The organism is Deinococcus sp. AB2017081 (assembly GCF_034440735.1).
Classification (GTDB): Bacteria; Deinococcota; Deinococci; order Deinococcales; family Deinococcaceae; genus Deinococcus; species Deinococcus rufus.
The window spans coordinates 590291-612504 of sequence record NZ_CP140098.1 but is presented as its reverse complement, the minus strand read 5'-3'; the positions used below and the strand labels follow the sequence as shown (position 1 = coordinate 612504).

Here is a 22214-nt window from a genome sequence, read left to right as displayed (position 1 = left end):
GCGTGTCCTACACTGGGAGGCGATTCCCATGTCCGCGTCCCTGTGGCACGTTCGGCTGATGGGCTCCGCGATCCTGACCGGATCGGCCGGGGGAGAGCTTCGTCTGGAACGCAAACTCGCGGCCGCCCTGGCCTACCTCGCGCTGGAGGGGGCGACGCCGCGCTCGCGGCTGGCCGGCCTGCTGTGGCCCGAGTCCCCCGAGGCGACGGCCCGCAACAACCTGTCGCAGATGCTGCGCAAACTGCGGCTCGCGGTCCGGGCCGAACTCGTCGCCGGGAGCGACTCCCTTGACCTGCTGCCGGGGGTGGAGGTCGATGTGATCCGGCTGCGCCAGGGCTTCGCGCAGGGCCGCACCGGAGAGCTGCTGGCCCAGAGCGGCGAGCTGCTGCCCGGACTGTCCTACGACGACTGCCCGGATCTGGACGACTGGATCGCGGCCGAGCGCGAACGCGTGGTCGAGTGGCGACGCCTCGCGCTGCGGGCCGAGGTGGCGCGGCTGGAGCAGGACGGCGACCACCCGGCGGCCCTGAACCACGCCCGGACGCTGCTGGAGCTCGACCCGGTCTCGGAGGAGGCGTGGCGGCAGGTCATGCGGCTGCACTACCTCTCGGGCGACCGGCCCGCGGCGCTGCGGGCGTACCACCGCTGCAAGGAGACGCTGCAGCGCGAGTTCGGGGCCGAGCCGCTGCCGGAGACCGCGCAGCTCGCCCGCGAGATCAACCGCGGCACCATCCCGGCCCCGGCGGTCACCGCGCGCACCACGCTGCCGCTGGCGGTGCTGCGCCCGCCCCAGCTGATCGGCCGCGAGGCCGAGTGGGCGCAGCTCGAGGAGGCCTGGGAGCGCGGCCAGATGATCTACGTGGAGGGCGATCCCGGCGTGGGCAAGTCCCGCCTGGTCATGGACTTCGCGGCCAGCAAGGGCACGTTCCTGGAGTTCCGGGGGCGGCCCGGCGACCTGCACCAGCCGTTCACGTCGTCGGCGCGCAACTACCGGGTGCTGGCCGAGCGGCTCGGGAACGTGACCCTGGAGCCCTGGGTGCAGCGGGAACTGGGCCGGGTGCTCCCGGAGTACGCGCCCGCGGGCGACGCGGCCGAGCCGCTGACCTCGGGAGCTGACCTGCTGCGCTACCGCCAGGCCATGACAGCGTTCTCGTACGTGGGCTACCGCGGCGTGGACACGGTGATCGCCGACGACCTCCAGTTCTACGACGCGCCCTCGACCCGCGACGGCCTGTACTTCTTCTCCAACCTGTTCGGCGCGCCGCGCGGCCCGGATCGCCCGGCCCCGCGCGTGATCGGCGCGTACCGCACCGGGGAGCTGATGCCGGAGGTGCTGCGCGACACCGAGGAACTCGTGCGCCAGGGCATCGCCGTCCACATCCGGCTGCGGCCGCTGGGGGACGACCTGCTGGGGCCCCTGATGGACGACCTCGGCGTGCCGGACGATCCGGCGCTGCGCCGGCGGCTGGCGCACTACTCCGGCGGCAGTCCGCTGTTCCTGCTGGAGATCGTCAAGCACCTGATCGAGAGCGGCACCTTCGCCCGGGGCGAGCTGTCCGGGCTGAACCTGCCCATCACCGCCCGGGTGGGCGAGATCATCTCGCGCCGGCTGTCGCGGCTGTCGGCCCCGGCCCTGCAGGCGGCGCGGGCCGCCGCGACGCTGCAGAGCGACTTCGACGTGGAACTCGTCGCGGAGGTGCTCGGCGCGCCGCTGTTCGACACGGCCGCCGCGTGGGAGGAGCTGGAGGCCGCCGGCGTGGTGCGTGGCTCGGGCTTCTGGCATGACCTCGTGTACGAGGCGGTCGCGGGCGGCATTCCCACCACGGTGCGCACGCTGCTGCACCGGGCGGCGGCGCGCGCGCTCGACCGGGCCGGCGGCCACTCGGCGCGGGTGGCCCGGCACTGGCAGGAGGGCGGCAAGCCCGACCACGCCGCACCCGCCTTCCTGCGCGCCGCGCGCGAGGCGCGCGACCACTTCCAGCTCACCGAGACGGTTCAGTACTACTCGCAGGCCGCAGAGGCCTTCGACACGCTGGAACAGCCGGGCCCGGCCGCCGCGGCGCGGGGCGAGGCGGCGGCCGTCCAGGCGCAGCTGCTGACCGTGGGGGTGCAGTGACCACGCCCCCGCGCCTGGACGTGCTCGGCGTGCCCCGCCTGAGCGCCGGCGACGTGGTGCTGGTGCCCCTGGAACGCAAACTTGCGGCGGCGCTGAGCTACCTGTCGCTGGAGGGGGCCACGTCGCGCTCGCGGCTGGCCGGGCTGCTGTGGCCCGAGTCGCCCGAGGCGACCGCCCGCAACAACCTGTCGCAGATGCTGCGCAAACTCCGGCTCGCGGTGGGGGCCGAGCTCGTCTCGGGGGCCGACCTCCTTGCGCTCGATCCTGGCGTCGAGGTCGACGCGGCGCGCCTGCGGGCGGCGTACACGCAGGGACAGACGGCGGAACTGTTGAACGATCCGGGCGGCCTGCTCGCGGGGCTCGCCTACGACGACTGCCCGGAACTCGACGACTGGGTGACGGCCGAGCGCGAGGGCTTCGTCGAGCTGCGGGCGCAGGCGGGCCGGCAGGAGTCGCGGCGGCTGGAGCACGGGGGCCGCTACGCGGAGGCGCTGGCCGTCGCCCGCACGGTGCTCGACCTCGACCCCGTCTCCGAGGACGCGTGGCGGCGCGTGATGCGGCTGCACTACCTGTCGGGCGACCGCCCGGCGGCGCTGCGCGCGTACCACCGCTGCAAGGAGATCCTGGAGCGCGAATTCCAGGCCCGGCCACTGCCGGAGACCGAGGCGCTCGCCCGTGAGATCGACCGCGGCACCGTGCCCGCGCCGGCGGCGGGCGCACGCGCCGAGCTGCCGCTCGCGGTGCTGCGCCCCCCGCACCTCGTCGGGCGCGAGGCCGAGTGGGCCCGGCTGGAGGCCGCGTGGGCGGCGGGACAGTGGATCTTCATCTCGGGCGAGCCGGGCTCCGGCAAGACGCGGCTGGCGCACGACTTCGCGGGCAGCAAGGGCGGGTTCATCACGTACCTGGGCCGCCCCGGCGACCGCGTGCAGCCGTGGGCGACCCTGACGCGCATGAGCCGCATCAATACGGCCCGCCGCCCGGACCTCGTGATGGAACCGTGGGTGCGCCGCGAGATGTCGCGCCTGGTGCCCGAACTGCTGCCCCCGGCGGAGCGGCCGGGCCCGATCACCAGCGACGAGGAGCTGCTGACCTTCCGCGAGGCGCACATGCTCTGGACGATCGCAGTGCACGAGGGCCTGATGTCGAACGTCTGCGATGACTGGCAGTTCTACGACGACCACACCAACCAGATGGGCATGTACATGTTCGGCACGTCCTTCCCGCTCGGCCAGCCGGGCGGCATGCCGCGGCTGCTCGCGACGTTCCGCCGGGGCGAGCTGCCCCCGGAGAGCGCCGCGCTCGTCCGGCAGACCGTGGACGCCGGGATCGCGGTGCTGATCGACCTCTCGCCCATCGACGGGCGCGCGGCCGACGCGCTGATGACCGACATCGGCGTGCCGGCGGACGCGGCGCTGCGTTCACGGCTGTGGCAGCACTGCGCCGGCAACCCGCACTTCCTGCTGGAGACCGTGAAGCTGCTGCTGGAGGCCGGCGGCCTGGACGGCCCGGTGCCGGAGCGGCTGCCGCTGCCCGAGCAGGTGCGCAGCGTGATCGGCCGCCGCCTGGAGCGGCTGTCGGCCCCGGCCCTGCAGGCGGCGCGGGCCGCCGCGACCCTCCAGAGCGACTTCGACGTGGATCTCGTCGCGCTGATGCTGGGCGCGCCGCTGCTCGACCTCGTACAGGCGTGGGAGGAACTGGAGGCCGCGCAGGTGATCAGCGGGCAGCGCTTCGCCCACGACCTCGTGTACGAGGCGGTCGATGCCGGCACACCCGCGTCGGTGCGGGGACTGCTGCACCGCGCCGCCGCGCGCACCCTGGAGTCCGCCGGCAGCGGCGCGGCCCGCGTGGCCCGCCACTGGCACGAGGGGGGCAAGCCCGAACTGGCCGCGCGGGCGTACCTGCGCGCCGCGCGCGAAGCGCACGACCAGTACCTCCTCACGGACGCCGTGCAGTTCTACACGGTGGCCGCCGCCCTGCTCGACGATCACGGCGACGCGTCGGCCGCGGCCGACGCGCGGGCCGCCGCGGCCGCCGTCCCGCTGCCGGGCACCCCGCCGCCCCCCCGACCCACCGCCGCGGGCTGACGCCGGAGCGGTCAGCGCAGTGCGCGCAGGATCAGTCCGGCGCGCAAGGACGGACGCTGCCGCCTCAAGCATGTTGCGTGGATCGGCCACGGTAGCCACGCTGGCGTCGCCGCTCCAGACGCCACCCGCAGCCCAGCCTTTCGCTGTGAGCGCCGCTGCCACGGGCGCGCAGTCGTGACCGGGAGGTGCAGAGGGACGCTACCGCGGGGCTGTTGCGGTTGCTCAGCAAGCCGGTCGACAAGGTTGAGTTGCGCACATCTGCACGCGAAGGGGGCCAGGGTTGATCCGTGCCCCTCGTCCTGCGCCATCCCCCTCTCCCCTGCCGCACACGCGACAGCACACACGGCCCACGGCACCCGTATTGCAAAGAGAAAACCCACGTCCTAGACGTGGGTTTCTGTGGTGTGCCCGAAGGGATTCGAACCCCTGGCCTTCTGATCCGTAGAAGGAAAAAAGGGGCAGATGACGGGAGTGCACCGGCACACACAAATCCAGCACAATTCCCCGCCAGGACGCAGGATTCGCAGTGTCCTCGAGGGGAACCGAGTGGAAGCCAGAACCACTGAATACCCCTCTCTACTGCACACACTACTGCACACGCGACACTCGCCATCTCAGGGTTTGTCAGCCACCTGATGCAACACGCCGCCGTGACTGTCAGCGGCCAGTCGGTCGAAGAGGGTGTACCACGCTCTGTACCGGGCCCGGCGGCGCGCCTGTGACTGTTGTGTGACCGGCCAGGCCCCCCCGGCGGCCCGGCCACGTCACCAACCCGCCGGGGGGGATCTGGGGTGGATCAGAGGAGTCACAGAAGAGTCACGGACGGCGCCCACAGTGAGGGAGATCCGCCCCGTGCCGCGCGCCACCCGACACGGGCAGCAAGGAGAGTCCATGTCGATGTCCACACGCTTCCCCGCTCTCCTCACCCTCGGCATCCTCCTCAGTGCCTGCAGCCAGACCGCTGCGCCCCGCGCCGCTGCCCACGCCTTCACCACCACCGTGCCCGTGGCAGCTACGGACTCGGTGGCGACCGTCGAGGCGAGCCACGGCGGCCATGTGGTGGCGTGGCACCCGGAGGCCGGGTTCGCCGTGCTGGGCCTGTCGTCACCGTCGGGGAGCACCGACACCGTGTCCACCCAGACCCTCGCGTCGGAACCGAACGTCGGCGCGCTGGAGGCCGGCGGCGCCACCTCGGCGTGGAACGCGCCGGGCCTCGCCGCGAGCGGCCGGGCGTACTTCTGGGGCGGTGGGCGGGCGTACTTCTGGGGTGGAGGCCGCGCGTACTTCTGGGGCGGCGGTGCCGGCGTCGTCGGCGGCGTGGCGGAGAACGCGGCACTGTGGCAGCGCACGCGCCTCGCGGCCGCGTGGGCCCTCGCTCCACGCCTGGGCGAAGGCGTCACGGTCGCCGTAATCGACACGGGGCTCGATCAGACCCACGAGGCCTTCCAGAACTCGCTGGCTCCGGCCGCCGATCGCCACGACTTCGTCGACGGGGACGCCAGTCCCCAGGAGGAGGGAACCCTCGACGACCCGCTCTACGGCCACGGCACCAATGTGGCGGGGATCATCCTGCAGGTCGCTCCCCACGCGCGCATCCTGCCGCTCCGCGCGCTGCGCCCGGACGGCAGCGGTGACACGACTGCGGTCGTCCAGGCCATCGACTGGGCCGTGGCCCACGGCGCGCAGGTCATCAACCTCTCGCTGGGATCGGTTCAGAAGACCGGCGTCCTGAAGAAGATGATCGAGTACGCCACGGATCAGGGGGTCTACGTCATCGCGTCCTCGGGGAACACCGGCGACCGGCGCATCACCTATCCGGCCCGCTACAGCGCCGGCGGCGGCACGCTCGGCAGCCTGTCAGTGAGCGTGGGCAGCGTTGACGCGAGCGACCACAAGTCAGCGTTCTCCACCTACGGCAAGGAGCTCATGCTCACGGCCCCCGGCGAGCTGGTCTACGGGCCGGTGCCGGGCAACCTGCTCTCCGCGTGGAGCGGCACCTCCATGGCCGCACCCATGGCCGCCGGCGCGCTGGCGCTCGCGCTGGGCCAGCCCCTGAAGGTCAGAGCGGGCGATCTCCCCAGGACGCTGGTCTCGACCGCCGCCGAGCTCAACACCCTCAACCCGGAGTACAGGGATCAGCTGGGCGGCCGGCTCGACATCGGGGCCTTCATCCAGGCTGCCGTCCAGCCGTAATCCGGCCGTCCATGCCGTCGCCTGCTCCGTCCACCTCCGACCACACCCTCGGCCTCCTCACGGCGGCCGAGGCGCTGCTGTCCACCGCGCCGGCCCGCGCCCTGGAGCTCGCCCGCGAGGCGCTGGCGGCCCCGCTCGACGCCCCGGTGGAAGCGCGGGCCCGCCGCTGTGCCGGACAGGCCCTGCATCACCTGGCGCAGTTCACCGAAGCCTCCACGGAACTCGAGTGCGCGGCCGGGCTCACGCGGAGGGCCGGCGACGAGGCCGGGGAGGCGACCACGCTGGTGACGCTGGCCAAGGTGTCGCGCGAGCTCGGCGAACTGCCGCGCGCCGAGCGGGCCCTGACGCGCGCCCTGGAGCTCGCCCGTCACACGGCCGACGGTCGCCTGGAGGCGGATATCCGCAACCAGCAGGCCGTGCTGCTCCAGATGGGGGGGCACGCCGACGCGGCGCTGACCCAGTTCCAGGCGGCGCTCGCCCTGCGCGAGGCGCTGGCCGACGATCTGGGCACCGCCCAGGTGCTGAGCAACATCGGGCAGGTGCACCTCAGCCAGTCGCAGCACGGCCAGGCGCTGATCGCCCTGAACCGCGCCTCGGAACTGCTCAGCGGCCACCACGAGCCGCTGCTATGGGCGCAGTGCCTGATGACCACCGGACACGTGTACGAGGATCTCGACGACTGGCCGCAGGCCTACGCCTCCCACCTCCGGGCCGGTGAGCTCGGCCGGGCCGGCGGCCACCGGCTGGTCGAGCTGTACGCGCTGAACAACCTGGCGGGCGCGGCCCTGCAGCTGGGACGACCGGCCGAGGCGCAGGGCCTGTGCGAGCAGACGCTGCGGCTGGCGACCGAGGCAGGACAGCGCTACCTCGTGGGGGTCGCCCACCACGGGCTCGGTCAGGCGCTCGGCGGTCAGGCGCGCTGGGACGAGGCGCTGGAGCACCACCGTCTCGCCCTGGACATCGCCTGCGAGCTCGGCGACCCAGGCAGCGAGATCGACGCCCTGACGGGTCTGGGGGAAGCGCAGCTGCGACGGGGCGAGATTTTCGCCGCGTCCCAGCAGCTGCGCGCGGCCCTCCCACTCGCCCAGCGCAGCGACCATCGACGTGCCGCCGCGCGGATTCACGGACTGCTCGCCGAGACCTTCGAGCGTTCCGGCGACCTGCAGGCCGCCCTGACCCACCTGCGGAACCAGCGCGACGTCGAGCAGCGCCTGGCCGCCGAGGGGCGCGAGCGGCAGATCCGGCAGCTGACCGTGCAGTTCGACGTGGAGCGCACCCGGCACGAGGCCGAGACCGAGCGGCTGCGAACCGAGGCGGCCGAGCGGGCCTACGTCGAGGCCGAGGTTCGGGTGGAGCGCCGCACGCGCGACCTGGCGCGCACCCAGGTCGAGGTGCTCACCCGCCTGGCCAACGCCGCAGAGTTCCGCGACGACGTGACCGGCGAGCACACCCTGCGCGTCGGGCAGGTCAGCGCCCTGCTCGCCGCCCAGCTCGGACGCCCGGCCGACGAGGTCGCGCTGCTGCGGCTTGCGGCGCGTCTGCACGACGTCGGCAAGATCGGCATCTCCGACCTGATCCTGCTCAAGCCTGACCGGCTCACGCCCGAGGAATTCGACCGCATGAAGGCGCACACCGTCATCGGCGGGCAGATCCTGGCGGGGGGCGATTCCAGGCTGCTGCGCCTCGCGCGGGAGATCGCGCTGCACCACCACGAGCAGTGGGGTGGGGGCGGGTATCCGCAGGGCCACAGCGGGCTGGCGATTCCCCTGTCGGCCAGGATTGTGGCCGTGGCCGACGTCTACGACGCCCTGTCGCACCAGCGCCCCTACAAGCGCCCGTGGAGCCAGGCCGAGGTGCTCGCGGAGCTGCGGCGGCAGAGCGGCCAGCAGTTCGATCCCCAGGTCATCGCGGCGCTCGAGGCGCTCCACGCCACGGGCCAGTTGCCGCTCGGCTCGCAGCACGCCGACGACAGCGAGGTGCAGGACGTCCTGGTGCAGCTCGGCGTGGAACCCGGGCCCGGTGACGTGCCTGCTCCGGCCATGCCGGAACTGCAGACCGAACGCTTCCAGCAGCTCCGAACCCGCTACGAGCAGGCGCGCTCGGAGATCAGCGGCCTGCAGGTGGCCGCCTTCACCGACGCGCTGACGGGCCTGGGCAACCGCCGGGCCTTCGAGTCGGATCTCGAGTCGGCCTTTGCCCAGGCGGAGCGACATCAGCGCCACCTGAGCGTCCTGAGTCTGGATCTCGACGGACTCAAGACCCTCAACGACACCGAGGGCCACGACCGGGGCGACGCTCTGCTCATCACGGTGGGTCACGGCCTGCAGGCGGCCTTCGAGACGCTGGGCCGGCTGTACCGGCTCGGCGGCGATGAGTTCTCGCTGATCGTCTCGTGGACCGGCGCGCCTGACACCGATGACCTGCACGCGCGGTTGGAGCGCGGCATGGACAAAGTTCGCCTCGCCGGATTCGTGGACGTCACGGCCAGTTCTGGAGTGGCCACGTTTCCGGACGAGGTCGCGGCCGCTGGCGACGCGCTCAGGCTCAGCGACCAGCGGATGTACCGGCAGAAGTTCGCGCGCCGCCGCGCCGCCGCGCCGTCCGCCCTGCACTGACGACAGATTGCCCTCGCGCAGCGTCTGCTGGCGTCGGGCGTGCCGACCGAATTGCACGTGTACCCGGGCGCATTTCACGCCTCGGAGCACCTCGCCCCGGAAGCTGCGCTCAGCCGCCGGATCATCGAGACCCGGCTGACGGCGCTGCGGAACGCGCACGCGCCGGGGCGCACGCTGCCCAGGGAAGCAGACCTGACACTGGCGCGGTGAGCTGATGGGGGGCCGGCAACCGGGTTGACCCGGCCTGCGGCCCCCGTGAAGCCCTGGGGCGTGTCCTCGGACTGGCATCCACCGTCATCCTCCAGGGAGACGTCCACGTCACGACCGATAAACCCCACCATTGTCGCGGTTCTCCGTGGTGTGCCCGAAGGGATTTGAACCCCTGGCCTACTGATCTGCAGAAAAGAACGATGCGCCATGTGACGGTGGTGCAGCGAGCCGGACACATCTGGAGCCACGCCTTGCCAGGACGTGAGATTTGCAGTGTCCTCCAGGCAAATCGAGTGGACACCAGACCCACTGAAGATCCCCCGCTACTGCCATCCACGCGTCCACCAGACCGCGCTCCCACCATCACGAGGCCGCCTCCAGACCGGAGCAGTGGCGCGATCACCCACAGAGCGGGGACACACGCACCGGCCGCAGCCCGAATTGAAGGGGAAGCGTCTGCGTGCGCTGGCCGCCCCCCCTGATCATGGGCCGATCACGGGGGCAGCGGAATACTGCGGACGGCTCAAACGCAGGCCAAGGTGCTGGATGACCGCACCAGCTGTACTGCCGCCCATACCCGGCGGGCGGCCACGTGAAGCGGCTCGGAAAGGGAAGCCCAGAGGCTCGCAGGCATGTTGGGGACGCGCGCCCGGCGATCGGGGGGACACATGAAGGTTTCGGCGTTGGGGCGCTTCCTGTTGCTGGCCCTCGCGGCGCTGCACAGCACGGGGGCGGCACAGGATCCGGGGATGATGTTGGTGAATTTCAGTGTTCCGGAACCCACGCCCGTCGGCCGCGTGGCGCGCAGCCGGATCGTGACGTCCGTGACCCGCTGGCAGGGGCTGGGCGCGCAGCCGGCCACCCGTCTGCAACGCACCAACGTCAGTGCGTACCTGGCCCGCAGTGGGATCTTCAGCGCGGCCACTGCCGATGCCGTGGCCGCCGCGCCCATCGACGTGAAGGACGTCGTGACGGCCAGCACCGTGACCTACCTGGGCCACCGGGTCTCGCTGCGGCGCGGCAGGGGCTCGATCGCCCTGACAAACCAGGCCGTCACGCAGAACGGCTTCGACAGTGCCCCGAAACTGACGGTGCTGATGCCGCAGCTGGAGCGCCGGAGCCAGTTCAGCCTCGAGGTGAACAGCGCCCTGCTGGGCACGGACGGCAGCGCCCCGGCTGGGGACGACTACCGCGTGGTCTTCGACCAGATTCCGGCCGATCTCCAGGTCAGCAAGACCGTGACCGAGGACGGGAAGATCCTGCTGGACTTCACAACCGGCGACGCAGCCGTCACGGATCAGGCTGTGTCCTTCGAGCTGTACCGCACCTTTCCGTCGCTGAACCCCACGCTGTACGGCGAAGACTATCTGCGACACGCGTATGGCGCGGCCGCGCCGCCCGGAACACCCACGGAGCGGCGGGCCACGATCCAGAGTTCCAGCCTGCGCTGGACGCCGATGAGTTCGCTGTTCAACAAGAACCGCGCCGCCACCGTCGCACTGAACCGCCCGCCCCTGAAGGCGATCTTCGCGGGCTTCAAGCTCGCGCCGGCAGTGTTCAAGGATCCAGCGCAGGCCATCAGCGACGGTGACCTGGGCCGCAAGAACGGCTATACCCGCTCAGAGGACACGCCCCTGTACCGGGCCATCCAGAGCACGGGGTCGTGTCTGCAGAACATCGTGAGCCTCGACGGCGCCGACCTGACCCACGCCGCGCACGGCTGGGTCTTCGGGGCCAGCCCAACCTGCTACGACATCAAGGACTGGCAGCACGAGGGCACGGACTTCCGCGCCCAGCCGGGGCAGCCCATCTACGCCATGCTCCCCGGCGTGGTGAACGCCGCCCGCCCCTTGCCCGGCGGCACCGTCCGGCCCGGCGGGGCGGTCGAGGTGACCCTTGGCCGCTTCACGGACTCCGGCGGATACGCCAACGACGTGGTCATGCGCTACCTGCACCTGAACGCCTGTCAGCTTCAGGTGCAGGCGGGCCAGACCGTCCGGGCGGGGCAACTGCTGGGGTACATCTCCAGCCGGGGCACCGGCCCGTGCACCATCTCCTTCGGGCCGCACTTCCACCTGGACGTCAAGGTCATCCGCTCCCGGCCCGCCGCACACACCAACGTCTCGGACTACTACTTCGTGGATTCCCTGCTGTTCGTCAATCAGGTGTACCGCTACCTGCAGAACGCGCCCACCGCCGACGCCCCGGTCACTCCGGATCGTGCCCCCACCTTCACCGGCTGGACGCTCGAGCGCTGCGTCCGGGGGAGCCAGGCGGGCCCCGTGCTCAGGGCCGGCGCCGGCGTCCACCGCTGCGACATCACCATCGACACGGTGCCCAACGGCGCCCGGCCGGTGCGCGCCGAGTTCTCGTACGAGCTGTCCTACACCGGCGCGGACGGCCGGCCCGTGCGGATCGCGCTGCCCGACATGGACGTGTGGGACACCCACACCTCCAGCTCAGCCCTGAGGCTGATGGCCCAGGGCGCGCAACTGCGGATCACCCTGCCGCTCTCGGTGCGCAAGCGGCCAGACCGGGTGTACACCGAACTCCTCGTGATCGGTCGGCTGTACTTCGACAACCGGGCCAGCAAAACCATCACCCAGGTCATCAAGGTGCAGTAGGCGGTTCTCCGCGTACGCTGACCTATGGACACCCTGCGCAGACCCCTCTTCCTCGGCGCGGCGCTGTGCGTGCTGCTGGCCGTGCTGATCGAACTGGGCCAGTCCGTCCTGCTCGCGGGCGGGCAGGCGCGGCCGGGCTTCGGCGTGCGCGCCCTGGCCCTGGTCGACGGCGTGCTGCTCTACACCGTCGTGCTCATGGGTCTGGCCCTGGTCGTCCCGGAGCGCGTGCAGGGCCGGGTGCAGGGCATCGTGACGCTGCTGCTGTCGCTGCTGCTGCTGCTGGCCGTGATCCTGCTGGGCCTGACCGCCTTCGTGACCCTGACCGTCATGCTGGGCTTGCTGCTGTCCTTTTTCGGCTTTCCCGTGTACCTGGGCCTGTTCGGACACTTTGACCGTGGCGGGGCCGCCGCCACCCTGGCGCTGCTGATGACCCTGAAACTGGGGTTCGCGGTGCTGCTGGTGCTGTCCCAGCCACGCTTCCTTCAGAACCGCAGCCTGGTGCTGCTGACCCTGACGTCGGTGGTCAGCAGCCTGCTGCTGGCGTGGCTACACGCCCTGGTGCCGGGCCTGCTCGTCAGCGTCACCGATGCCATCGGCGCCATCGTAATCGCCATCCTGGCGTTCATCTGGGGCGTCCTGCTGCTCATTGGCGGGGCGGTGGCCACCGTCAAGAGCATCCGCCTGCGGGCGTGAGGGTGTCCTACGGCCCGCCCTGCTGGATGCTGCACGCCGTCAGCAGGCAGGTCACGATCACCTGCGCGCCGTCACGGGACACGTCCACGGTCACGTCGTAGCGCCCGTCCGTGACCTTGGCCGGCTCCGGGTTGCCCCTCAGGTCGCCGTAGACCAGCTGTACCTGAAATGGCTGTGGACTGCGCAGACGCAGGTCACGGATCACGGCGCTGGTTCGGGGCAGGGCGCGCAGCACGTACGAGCAGCCCTGCCCGGCCCCCAGCGACAGCCTCGTCGGATCGGTGCAGGAGCCCAGCAGCCCCTGGATATCGCTGTCCTGTACGGGCCGGTGGCGCACCAGCCGCGCCCCCAGCCCCTGCGCCCACGCGGGCGTATCAGGACGGTCACCAGGAGCTGCGGTGCCGTCCCGGCGGGTGAAGCTCAGGCCCGACGCCACGTAGGCCGCGAGCGCCAGCAGGGCCAGCACGACGAAGAACACCCGGGGGTTCACGGCTGATCAGGAACCCGCAGCATGTCGTTGCGGAACCGCAGGTTCGGACTGATCAGCACCGGGGAGATGACGCGCCGACAGGCCAGGGTGCCCCGCCGGCACGGGCCGAGCGACACGGCCACTCTGACCTCGCCGGCCTTCGTGACCAGCTGGCCGGCCCCCGGCGTCGTGTCGATCACCTGCTCGGCGGGCACCGTCTCCGAGTACCTGCGGTCGAGCGCAAACTTCGTGATGCCGGCCTGTTGAAGGGCAATGACGGCCGCCGACGCCGCGCTGCCCACGACATTCGGCATGGGAAAGGTGGCCGGGCCGCTGGACGCGACCAGGGTCACGGCGGTGCCCCGCGCCTGGGTCGTTCCCTCGGCCGGTTCGCTTCGGATGACCAGCCCCTGCGCCAGCGTGTCACTGTTCTCAGCTTTCAACGGCTCCGCGACCCTCAGGCCGGCGGCCGCGATGAGCTCCTGGGCCTTCACGAGGCTCTGGCCCGCCACGACCGGCACGGTCGCCGGCTTCGGCCGGAGCAGCACGAACGCGCCGATGCCCCCCAGCAGCACCACGGCGGCCACAATCACCACCCACCACGGAAAGGGTTTCTTGGGCGGGGGTGCGGCCACCTGGAGGGTCACGCTCTGGCCCTGCACCACGTCGTCGGGCGAGGTCACGTCCTGCATGTCCAGGCGCAGGATGTGCTGGCCCTCCGGGGCCGTGGACGGCAGGGTGAACTTCACCGCGTACTGCTGGGTGCCCGCGATCGGGAAGACCCGCTCGGTATCGCCCTGCACACTCGCCCACGCGGCGCGGTCGGTGGCCGGGGGCTGCCACGTCAGCAGGGCGCGGCCCTGGATGGGACGGCCGCTGACGTTGGTGACCACGAAGGCCGCCTCGCCCTGGCGATCGGGGCCCAGGGTCACGGTATTGGTGGCGGTGGTGATGGTGAACGCTCCGGGCATGGGGACTCCTGGGGGGTGGGGGTCAGATGGCTCCAGGCCCTCTGCCGTGCTGGCGGGTTCAATCCGACCGAAGAGAGGGACAGGGCGGGGTGCGGGCGCCGGACTCGCAGGAACCGCCCAGACGCCGGCTCAGGACACCAGGAGCCTGACGGCAATGGCCACCACGATCAGGCCGACATTCACGACCCACACCCACATGGGCAGGTGGTCGAGCGACGCGCCGAAACTGCGATCACCGGGGCGGACGGAGGGGGTGGCCCCACCGCCGCTGACCCACGACAGGGTGGCGACGACGATGAACGCCACCCCGAAGGCGACCACGCCTGCGCTGGGCGAGAGCAGCAGCCCGGAGACCATGCATGCGGCCCCGGCGAGCAGGATCAGAACGAAGCCGAGCCAGCGGGGCACCCAGCCGAGGATGGTGTTGAACGGACCGCTACTGGATGTGCTGATGGACATGATGGTTTCCCCCTGTGAGGACGCGAACGGTGGACGGAGGCCACGGTGGTCAGGTCATGGGCACCTCCCTCCATTCCCTCATCGCCAGCCCCAGGGAATGACCCTCAGGCTCAGCCATACGAAGGCGGCGACCAGCGCCACTCCGAGCACGACCGTCCAGACGGTGCCCAGGGCGACTTTGGGGCTGTGGCCGCCGCCGACGGCGTAGCCCATCGCCTCCCAGGGATTGCTGTCGTAGGTGTAGCCCTCGATGCCGTCGGCCACGCTTCCCTTCTTGCTGACGCTGCCGGCGATCAGGCCCGGCACGAACAGCAGCACCATCCACGCCACGTACGACAGCACGAAGAACGGCCCGGCGAGCAGGTTCTGCACGACGTGCACGAACTCGTGGCCGAACAGGGACGTCGAGGTATTGCTCATCACGCAGCCCTGGGTAAAGGCGTATGTCCCCTTGATGCGAAAGCCCGAGGCATAGCGGTGCGCCTCTCGACGGGTCTCGCCACTGTGGTCGCCCCACGCGAAGTTGACGAGGTGCAGCAGCAGGCCGTTGGTGTTGCCGGCCAGGCCCCACGTGACGTTCAGGGGAAAGGTCAGGATCCCGGCCAGGCCGTGGATTCCCCACAGCCCGTTCATGAACCCCACGCCGCCGCCCACGACCGTGCCCAGCGCCAGGATGGTCTCCGGCGTGGTCAGCCAGCGGTGGCCCAGCAGCGCGGGAATCGTGTCGATCACACCGGGCCACAGCAGGAACGCCCAGCCGATCACGAAGGCCGCGTGCTCCGGGTGCGGCGCGCGGCTCAGCATCCACGCAATGAACAGCCGCGCCAGGAAGGCCCCGGCGAGCAGCAGCGCCCCCGCCTCCACGCCGCGCAGCAGCGCCCAGCCGGACTGGCCCTTCACCAGCCCCAGAGCCACGCCCACGATGAAGGCCACCGCCGCCGCAATCAGCGCAGGCGTCAGCGGCGCGAGCAACAGGGTCCAGGTGAGCGTCATGACGTTCCTCCGGGGGTGGGCCACACCACCTCGTGGGTGAGGGCCACGGGTTTTTCCAGCTCGACGAGGTGCCGCACCAGTTCGGCGTACCGGGCGGAGTCCGGGGGTGCCCGCACCAGCAGGTGGAAGGCGCGCGGCTCGCCGCCGGCCGTGACGTTCTCCTGGACGTGAAAGCCGCTGACGCCAGTCGCGGCCTCCAGCACGCCGATCAGGCCACGCGCGGTGCCGCGCATGAAGTTCAGCGGCATGGTGCGAGCGATGAGCAGCCGCAGCTGCGACAGGCCCGGCGCGTACCGCGTCTCCAGCGGCCCCGGACGCAGCAGGCCGTCCAGGTCGAGCCAGCCCGCCAGCCATGGCAGGAAGGCGTCGGGCGCGCGGTAGGGGCTCAGCACCGCGTCCACTCCTGCAAGCGCGTCCTCGACCGGCGTGACCAGCGCCTCCATGACGTCCAGGGCGGCGGCCAGCGGCTGCCCCGGCTGGGCAGCGCGCTGCATGACCTCGGGCAGCAGGCGGTCAAGGTCGGGTCGCTTCATCCTCATCCACCACCTCGATGTCATGCGCACCGGAGCAGAACAGCCACGTGGGCGGCAGGGTCACGGCGTCGGCCCCGCCCTCCGGCACGACCGGCTGGTAGGTCTGCCCGGCGTCGCGGCTGACCCGCAGGCCCCACGGCCCGCCGGCCAGGACGAGCTGCGGCGCCGCAGCCACGGCCCGCACGCGCTCGAAGCGCCGCTGGTCGTTCAGCGGGAGGCCACTGTCCACCGCCGGCGCCGCCCAGGTGGCCGCGCCCGCCGCGAGGGGCCACCTCGCCACCCCCATGTGATGCGACGCGGCGTAGGCGGCGTCCGGCGTGAAGGCCAGCGCGAGACAGCTGCCGCCCTGCCAGCCGGCGCTGTGGGTGACCCAGCCCTCCGGGGGATCCTCCTGGCCGCGCAGTTCCCAGCGCCGGCAGCCGGGGCCGTCCTCGTCGCCCACCGCCGCCAGGCCCGCCCACAGGAAGGCGCGGCCACCGTCACGCTGCACCGCCAGCACCCGCACGTCCAGGGTGTTCAGACCGATGGCGCGGAAGGACTTGCTGCCCCCACCCCCCGACAGGTACACCCCGCCCAGCGACTGTGCCGCGACCGCGACCGTCACGTCGCCCTGTGGGTCGTGATGGGCTGCCACGGCGTACAGCGGCAGATTGGGGGTGCCCGGCGTGACGGCCAGCGGCGTCACGCGCACGCCTCCAGGCACCACGAGCACATCCAGCAGGCCGGTATCGGTGGCGAGCAGCAGCGACACCTGCCCCGCGCGCGTGACCCACGCGGCGTCCTGCACCTTCACGTCCAGGGTCTGCGGGGGCTGCCAGCTCTCGCCGCAATCGAGCGACACCCGGACGGTCACGCCCTGCGCGGCCGTCTCTGCCACCGCAGCCAGGACACCGGGCTGCGCGGGGTGGGCGCGCACCAGCCGCAGCGCTTCGCCCGGCACGGTCAGCACCGCCTCCCAGCCCTCGCCGTCATTCAGCGAGCGGAAGACGCGCTCGCCGCACGCGGCGTACCACGTGCCCGGCTGGAAGGCGTCACGATCCAGCGCGCGCACCTCGCCCCCGGGCTGCTCGTCCACGGACAGACCGACCCGGTCTACCCACGCCACGCCCGGCTCGGCCAGCGCCACGCCGTACACGTCCGAGGCGCGCAGCGTCTGGCCGAAGCGCCAGCCGTGCTCGCTGTGGGCGGTGGGCAGCGGGTTGATGGTCAGCTGCAGGCGTTCCAGCACGCGCGCGCGGATCTGCTCGCGGTTCTGATAGCGCCGCGCCACGATCCGCGCGCTGACCCGCACGGTCTTGCAGCGGGCCCACTGCACGTCGCAGGCGGTGCCCAGGATGCGCCGCGCCTCGACGGCCCGGCCGATATTCCCCAGCACCTCGGGCTGCTGCGCGCCCAGCAGCCGCTCCGGCGTGAGCTGCGCGCGCTCACCGGGCGGCACCTCGGGCACCAGCACCAGCCCCACGGTGCCGGGCGTGCCGTGCGCCCACAGCTCGCGCTGCGTGAACGCCCGCGCCCGGGCCACCGAGCGGGCGTGCGCCAGCGCGATGAACTCGTAGTCGGAGGCCGTCACCGCGCGGTGCTGGTGCCGGATGTGCTGGGGACCACGCACCAGGGCGCGGTCCAGCGTCTCGGCCGCCTGCCCACCGGACGCGGCGGCCGGGTTGGTCACCATGACACCGGGCCACGTGCCCTGCACGGTGGTCAGGGTGCCGGGGGCCACGTTGCCGTCCTCGCCACCGCCACGCCAGTACCACGCGCGCACCTCGCGGCCCGCCGCGACCGGGGGCGGGCGGCCCGCCGCGCCGGGTGGGAAGGTCACGCTGCCGGCCAGCCGGTCGGCCAGATAACTCTGCGGGTCGCCCCCCCCGGCACTGAAGAACGGCACCTCGCGGGCGATCCGGTACACCTTCCCCTCCCAGGTCATGATCGGCGTGCTGGGCTGCACCTCGGCGGGCTGGGCCTCGACCGCCACGATCAGGTCGGCCCCCTGCGCGTCGGTGACCGGCGCGACGATGGGTGGCCGGGCCACGGTGAAGGTGCCGCCGGCCGCGCCAGTGACGCCCAGCAGCTCGCCCACGACGAACTCGGCGTGGATGGCGGGGACGTCGACGCCACCGCTGCCGGCGGGCAGCTCAGCGTCCCGGAGGGTGGAGAACACGGACGCCGTGCCGGACGCGGTCGCCCCGCTGGTCACGCAGGTACCCGCCGGAAGGCGGAGCGCGGCGTCCGGCGACCCGGTGCGTGTGAAGCGAAGCGTGACCCGCGCGGCCGAGGGCGGCAGCATCACCACACCCAGCAGCCGCAGGAACTCCACGTAGGCCCGCTGCGGCAGGCGGTTGAGGCGGTAGATCATGGTGTCGGTCAGGAACGCGAAGGCTTCGAGCAGCACCGTGCCCGGCTCGCCGGCCGAGAAGTCTGTCCAGTCGGGGGCGCTCTGGCGTGCGCGGGCGATGGCCGCTTCGCGCAGCTGCTCGAAGGTGCGGTCGTCCATGTTCGGGAGGGGCAACGCCATCACGTCCCTCCCGCGAGGTTCAGCCGCAGCTGGAGTTCGTCCTCGTGCAGGGTCGCGCGCACGCGGTAGCGCAGGGTCACGCGCAGCACCTCCGGCGCGCCCGGGTCGCGGCCGGCGTCCAGCTGCAGGATCTGGGCACGCGGCTCCCAGCGCTCGATGGCCTGTCTCACGTAGTGGATCGCCAGCCCGGCGGTCGTGTCGTCGTTCGGCGCGAACATCAGCCGGGGCAGGTGGCAGCCGTAGGCGGGCCGCATGACCCGCTCGCCGGGCCGGGTCGAGAGCAGCAGGAGCAGGGCCTGCCGCACCAGCGCCCCGCCGCGCGCCACCTGCACGCCCCCGCCCGGTGCCAGCCGCAGCCCCGGCCCGTCCGCACTCGCCTCGCCGGCGTCCAGATCCGGGTGCACGAAGCGCCAGCCCTGATCCGGCGCGGTCATGGGCGCTCCTCCAGCAGCTCCTGGCCGGGCTGGCGCACCACATACTCGACCACGCCGGGCGGCGTGCCGTCGGTCAGGCCACGCACGCTGTCCAGGGCCACGCGCTTCCCGCCGATCCACAAGAGCGTGGAATAGCCCTGGTGCACCTTCAGGGTGCGCTGGCAGGGCTTGATGGCCACGCCGTAGTTCGGGCACAAGCGGATGGGCCGGCCCTCGGGATCGTCGTCCACCAGCAGCGGCTGGCCCTCGACGTACACCAGGGCCTGCGAGGCCTGCAGGCTCACCCGGCCGATCTCGTGCGCGCAGACCAGCGTTGCTCTGTCGGTCAGGAGTTTCATCAGGCCCTCTCGAAGTTGATGCGCCCACCCCGGATCAGGACGTCCTGCCCCGGCGCTTCCAGGATCAGCCGGTTCCGGGCATGAACCCGCAGGGCCTCCGGGGTGAGTTCCACGGCGCTGCCCTGGCCGTCCTCCAGGCGCAGCACGCCGGCCGCCGCGTCCAGCACGACCTGCTGCCCGACCGCCGTGCGCAGCGTGTAGCGCCGGGTCTGTCCGCCCTCGATGCCGCTGTCAGGCATGCCCCCCGCCCCGTACAGGCCGCCCAGCACCACGCCGGAGCTGCCGTCCCCGGCGGGCAGCAGCACCAGCACCGTGTCGCCCACGTCCGGCAGGAGCATCAGGCCCCGATCCGGCCCGGCGGCCAGGCTTAGCACGGGGAGCCACCCGCTCTCCAGGTCGCCCTGGGCGGGCAGGGTCACGCGCACCCGCCCGAGCGTGTCAGGATCGTCCACCTGCGACACCACGCCCAGGGTCGCCCCCGGCACCGGCGGGACGGGTGGCGGCAGGGGGGCACTGCCGAACTCGGTGACGAAGCCCAGGCCGGCCTCGACGCGGTGCGTGACCTCGGTCAGCACGAACCCGCCGTCCAGGCCATCCCCCAGGCCCTCCAGGCGCACGCCGCCGCCCGGCCTCAGGCGCGGGTCGCCCAGACTCACGCCCCGGCAGGTGTGCGCGGCGCGGGCGCGCCAGTCCAGTTCCGCCTGCGCCAGCCACTGCGCCTCCTCGTCGTTCTCGGCCGGCACGCCTACAATCTGGCGGGCACCGCCCTCTCCGGCGCGGCCCTGCACGGCCTGGACGGTCAGGACGTTCCAGCCACGCACCTCCACCGACTCGCAGGCGGGATCGGCGCCCCGTTCCACGCGCACCTCCAGCAGATCCTGACCCAGCCGCAGCAGGGTCACGGTGCCGTCCCCGGCGGGCCCCACGAAGTCGAGATGTCCGCCCTGCACCCGGAAGGCCCGGCCGCTGCGTTCACTGAGGCGCCGCAGCACGTCGAAATCTGACTGCCGCACCTGCGCGCCCCACGTCCGGGTCAGGGCCGGCACGTCGAGCTGCACATCCAGCCCCAGTCCGGCGGCGAGTTCCTCCGCGAGGGTGCGCAGATCCTGGCCGGCGTGCACCCGAGCGGTCTGGCGACGGCGCAGGCGCTGGAGGGGGTCGTAAGCGCGCACGCGCACCTCCCTCGTGCCGCCCGCCAGGAATTCGACACCCACGGCCGAGACCTCGCCCGTGAACACCGCCGGCCCGCCGTGCGCGTCCTCGACCACCAGCGGGTCGCCGGGTTGCGCGGGCGGCAGGCCGGGCCCCCGCAGTACCAGTTCGCAGGCGGCCGGCAGAGACAGGCGCTGCATGACCCGCAGGGCGTGCACCGCACCGTCCCAGACCTCCAGGGGCTGCCCGGCCAGCACCACGCGCAGCACCGCTGTCGGCCTCGTCAGCACGGGTGCTGTCATGGCGTGCCGCCGGAGACCGTGGCATCCAGCCCGCCCGACACAGCGACGGACAGCACCTCGGGCAGCCGCAGCAGTTGCCCGGCCACCAGCCCGAAGGGACTGGCGAGGTCGTTGACAGCCGCGATGGCCCGCCACGCGGCCGGGTCGCCATACACCTGGGCAGCCAGCGTGTCCAGGCGGCTGCCCGCCTGCACCCCGTCGCCCTGCACGGCGTAGACGTCGGCCGGCGCGGCTGGATCGGCCCCGGCGAACGTCAGGGCCGGCCAGCGGCCATGGCTGGGCGCGACCACCGGATCGGCGCCCATGCCGCCCGGCGCCTGCTCGGACACGCGGCGCAGGCGCAGGCGCAGCCACGAGCGCTGCGGCGCCCCGCTCGCGGCGAACTGCTCAAAGCGCTCGCTGACCGCCAGGATCACGCCGGGCACGTTCCAGGACTTGCCCCACAGGAAGCGCACGCGGGCCAGGGCTGGCGCGCGGCCTGGAGAACGCTGCTCCTCGGCCAGCTGCCACAGCGGGCGGGTCAGTTCGCGTACGTCCGTCACGCGCTGCGGCGGTTCCTGCACGGAGGTGTCAAAGAGCAGTCTCAGCTCCAGTTCGGTCACGCCGCCCCCCAGCGCCAGCAGCGGATCGTCGCCCAGCGCCCGGCCGCCCAGCAGCCCGCCCACCGAGCGGCCCGCTCCCACGCCGGCCTGCCGCGTCACGGTCAGCAGCTCGGGATTCAGCAGGCACGACACCCGCTCGTTCGTGGCCTCAATCAGGAAACTCACCCGTTCCACCGTTCACCTGCCTGTTCGCGTTCCAGCTCCCGCCAGCGTTCCTGCTCGCGCTGCGCGGCATGAAAGAGGTCCACCACGTCCGGGGCTGGCGTGGGCAGGTCGGGCCAGTCGTCTGAAGAATCGTCAGGAGCGGCCGGCCATCCACTCCCAGACGGGGTGGCCGCCGCCGGGGGAAACGTCGTGGTGGGTGCTGCGCTGGAGGGCGTCTGGGGCCACGCCGGGCGCGGTTCCCGTGTCGGCTCTGATCTGTCCGGCCACGTCGGCACCGCTGGGCTCGCCCCATCCGGCGCGGCGGCCAGCCACGGTGGAGGCGCCGGAGTCGGGGCGACATCGGGCCAGCGGAGCGGTGCAGGCGGAGTGTCAGGCGCGGGCGGCTCCCAGCCCGGCCTGGATGGAGCTGGAGACCTGACCTCGCGCACTTCGGTACGGACGACGGGTGCCGTGGGTGGACGTTCCGGGAACACCGGCCGGGCATCGGTGGCCGGAGGCCGCGCGGAGAAGACCAGGGCCGGCGACGTGTCCTGCCGGCGCGGCGACGCGGTGCCTGGGGCAGACGCCGCCAGGACGGCCGGACGCTCCGCGCTGAAGGTCAGGAGGCGGTGCGGTTCTGCCGTGTGCGCCGCCGGTCTCTCCGCCCCCACCCCCAGCCAGTCCACCCCTGGCGCGGCGCGGACACGCTGTAGCCACACCTGTGGTGCCCCGGACGGCCCGGCAGCGGCCGGCTCGTCCTCCCACGCGTC

Annotated in this window: 18 protein-coding genes and 1 tRNA gene; 7 read left to right on the top strand and 12 right to left on the bottom strand. The window is 72.4% G+C overall.

From position 1 onward, the window contains the following. Positions 1-28 precede the first annotated feature (28 nt). Together U2P90_RS02965 and U2P90_RS02960 are read left to right on the top strand one after the other, a co-directional pair. Positions 29-2116: a BTAD domain-containing putative transcriptional regulator gene (locus U2P90_RS02965; RefSeq protein ID WP_322473730.1), complete on the top strand. Its 2088-nt coding sequence runs from the start codon at positions 29-31 to the stop codon at positions 2114-2116. Continuing rightward, the gene (locus U2P90_RS02960; RefSeq protein WP_322473729.1) at positions 2113-4200 is read left to right on the top strand and encodes a BTAD domain-containing putative transcriptional regulator; all 2088 of its coding nucleotides are present in this window, start codon (positions 2113-2115) and stop codon (positions 4198-4200) included. The genes U2P90_RS02965 and U2P90_RS02960 overlap by 4 nt, the downstream gene beginning before the upstream one ends. Positions 4201-4600: 400 nt before the next feature. Here the strand turns inward: U2P90_RS02960 and U2P90_RS02955 are convergent. Then, positions 4601-4687 (bottom strand) — tRNA-OTHER (locus U2P90_RS02955). 404 nt (positions 4688-5091) lie between these two features. Here U2P90_RS02955 and U2P90_RS02950 point away from each other — a divergent pair. From U2P90_RS02950 to U2P90_RS02930, 5 genes are all read left to right on the top strand, one after another. Further along, entirely contained in the window at positions 5092-6393 is a 1302-nt protein-coding gene (locus U2P90_RS02950; RefSeq protein ID WP_322473728.1) for a S8 family serine peptidase, read from the top strand. 11 nt (positions 6394-6404) lie between these two features. Beyond that, on the top strand, positions 6405-9008 hold the full coding sequence (locus tag U2P90_RS02945) for a diguanylate cyclase domain-containing protein (protein WP_322473727.1): 2604 nt from the start codon (positions 6405-6407) through the stop codon (positions 9006-9008). Between the two features lie 39 nt (positions 9009-9047). Next, on the top strand, positions 9048-9218 hold the full coding sequence (locus U2P90_RS02940; protein WP_322473726.1) for a hypothetical protein: 171 nt from the start codon (positions 9048-9050) through the stop codon (positions 9216-9218). A 668-nt stretch (positions 9219-9886) separates the two neighbouring features. Further along, positions 9887-11842 (top strand): M23 family metallopeptidase, encoded by a 1956-nt coding sequence (locus U2P90_RS02935; protein WP_322473725.1) that lies wholly within the window; start codon positions 9887-9889, stop codon positions 11840-11842. Between the two features lie 24 nt (positions 11843-11866). Then, positions 11867-12535, top strand: coding sequence for a hypothetical protein (locus U2P90_RS02930; protein WP_295820884.1), 669 nt, complete (start codon positions 11867-11869; stop codon positions 12533-12535). Positions 12536-12542: 7 nt separating this feature from the next. Here the strand turns inward: U2P90_RS02930 and U2P90_RS02925 are convergent, their stop codons facing one another. The 11 genes from U2P90_RS02925 to U2P90_RS02875 all read right to left on the bottom strand — a co-directional run bounded on the left by U2P90_RS02925 (position 12543) and on the right by U2P90_RS02875 (position 21777). Further along, positions 12543-13025, bottom strand: a complete 483-nt coding sequence (locus tag U2P90_RS02925; RefSeq protein WP_322473724.1) for a hypothetical protein — start codon at positions 13023-13025, stop codon at positions 12543-12545. Further along, positions 13022-13975 carry a PASTA domain-containing protein gene (locus U2P90_RS02920; protein WP_322473723.1) on the bottom strand — a complete coding sequence of 318 codons (954 nt, stop codon included), beginning with the start codon at positions 13973-13975 and terminating at the stop codon, positions 13022-13024. Before U2P90_RS02920 ends, U2P90_RS02925 begins: the two co-directional genes overlap by 4 nt. 129 nt (positions 13976-14104) lie before the next feature. Beyond that, a complete protein-coding gene (locus U2P90_RS02915) occupies positions 14105-14434 on the bottom strand; it encodes a hypothetical protein (protein WP_322473722.1) in 330 nt (109 codons plus the stop codon). A 78-nt stretch (positions 14435-14512) separates the two neighbouring features. Continuing rightward, on the bottom strand, positions 14513-15427 hold the full coding sequence (locus tag U2P90_RS02910) for a hypothetical protein (RefSeq protein ID WP_322473721.1): 915 nt from the start codon (positions 15425-15427) through the stop codon (positions 14513-14515). Further along, positions 15424-15960 (bottom strand): phage tail protein, encoded by a 537-nt coding sequence (locus U2P90_RS02905; RefSeq protein WP_322473720.1) that lies wholly within the window; start codon positions 15958-15960, stop codon positions 15424-15426. Before U2P90_RS02905 ends, U2P90_RS02910 begins: the two co-directional genes overlap by 4 nt. Further along, positions 15941-18472, bottom strand: a complete 2532-nt coding sequence (locus tag U2P90_RS02900; RefSeq protein ID WP_322473719.1) for a baseplate J/gp47 family protein — start codon at positions 18470-18472, stop codon at positions 15941-15943. The genes U2P90_RS02905 and U2P90_RS02900 overlap by 20 nt, the downstream gene beginning before the upstream one ends. Further along, a complete protein-coding gene (locus U2P90_RS02895) occupies positions 18472-18906 on the bottom strand; it encodes a GPW/gp25 family protein (protein ID WP_295820894.1) in 435 nt (144 codons plus the stop codon). Before U2P90_RS02895 ends, U2P90_RS02900 begins: the two co-directional genes overlap by 1 nt. Then, positions 18903-19244: a hypothetical protein gene (locus U2P90_RS02890; protein ID WP_322473718.1), complete on the bottom strand. Its 342-nt coding sequence runs from the start codon at positions 19242-19244 to the stop codon at positions 18903-18905. Before U2P90_RS02890 ends, U2P90_RS02895 begins: the two co-directional genes overlap by 4 nt. Beyond that, the gene (locus tag U2P90_RS02885; RefSeq protein ID WP_322473717.1) at positions 19244-20698 is read right to left on the bottom strand and encodes a phage baseplate assembly protein V; all 1455 of its coding nucleotides are present in this window, start codon (positions 20696-20698) and stop codon (positions 19244-19246) included. The genes U2P90_RS02890 and U2P90_RS02885 overlap by 1 nt, the downstream gene beginning before the upstream one ends. Continuing rightward, a complete protein-coding gene (locus U2P90_RS02880; protein WP_322473716.1) occupies positions 20695-21465 on the bottom strand; it encodes a hypothetical protein in 771 nt (256 codons plus the stop codon). The genes U2P90_RS02885 and U2P90_RS02880 overlap by 4 nt, the downstream gene beginning before the upstream one ends. Positions 21466-21597: 132 nt before the next feature. After that, positions 21598-21777 carry a hypothetical protein gene (locus U2P90_RS02875; protein ID WP_322473715.1) on the bottom strand — a complete coding sequence of 60 codons (180 nt, stop codon included), beginning with the start codon at positions 21775-21777 and terminating at the stop codon, positions 21598-21600. Positions 21778-22214 lie beyond the last annotated feature (437 nt).

Bases quoted from the DNA above. Each gene is read 5' to 3' on its own strand.
- U2P90_RS02965 (WP_322473730.1), top strand. From the start codon at position 29: ATGTCCGCGTCCCTGTGGCACGTTCGGCTGATGGGCTCCGCGATCCTG.
- U2P90_RS02950 (WP_322473728.1), top strand. From the start codon at position 5,092: ATGTCGATGTCCACACGCTTCCCCGCTCTCCTCACCCTCGGCATCCTC.
- U2P90_RS02945 (WP_322473727.1), top strand. From the start codon at position 6,405: ATGCCGTCGCCTGCTCCGTCCACCTCCGACCACACCCTCGGCCTCCTC.
- U2P90_RS02935 (WP_322473725.1), top strand. From the start codon at position 9,887: ATGAAGGTTTCGGCGTTGGGGCGCTTCCTGTTGCTGGCCCTCGCGGCG.
- U2P90_RS02930 (WP_295820884.1), top strand. From the start codon at position 11,867: ATGGACACCCTGCGCAGACCCCTCTTCCTCGGCGCGGCGCTGTGCGTG.
- U2P90_RS02920 (WP_322473723.1), bottom strand. From the start codon at position 13,975: ATGCCCGGAGCGTTCACCATCACCACCGCCACCAATACCGTGACCCTG.
- U2P90_RS02915 (WP_322473722.1), bottom strand. From the start codon at position 14,434: ATGTCCATCAGCACATCCAGTAGCGGTCCGTTCAACACCATCCTCGGC.
- U2P90_RS02910 (WP_322473721.1), bottom strand. From the start codon at position 15,427: ATGACGCTCACCTGGACCCTGTTGCTCGCGCCGCTGACGCCTGCGCTG.
- U2P90_RS02905 (WP_322473720.1), bottom strand. From the start codon at position 15,960: ATGAAGCGACCCGACCTTGACCGCCTGCTGCCCGAGGTCATGCAGCGC.
- U2P90_RS02900 (WP_322473719.1), bottom strand. From the start codon at position 18,472: ATGGCGTTGCCCCTCCCGAACATGGACGACCGCACCTTCGAGCAGCTG.
- U2P90_RS02895 (WP_295820894.1), bottom strand. From the start codon at position 18,906: ATGACCGCGCCGGATCAGGGCTGGCGCTTCGTGCACCCGGATCTGGAC.
- U2P90_RS02890 (WP_322473718.1), bottom strand. From the start codon at position 19,244: ATGAAACTCCTGACCGACAGAGCAACGCTGGTCTGCGCGCACGAGATC.
- U2P90_RS02885 (WP_322473717.1), bottom strand. From the start codon at position 20,698: ATGACAGCACCCGTGCTGACGAGGCCGACAGCGGTGCTGCGCGTGGTG.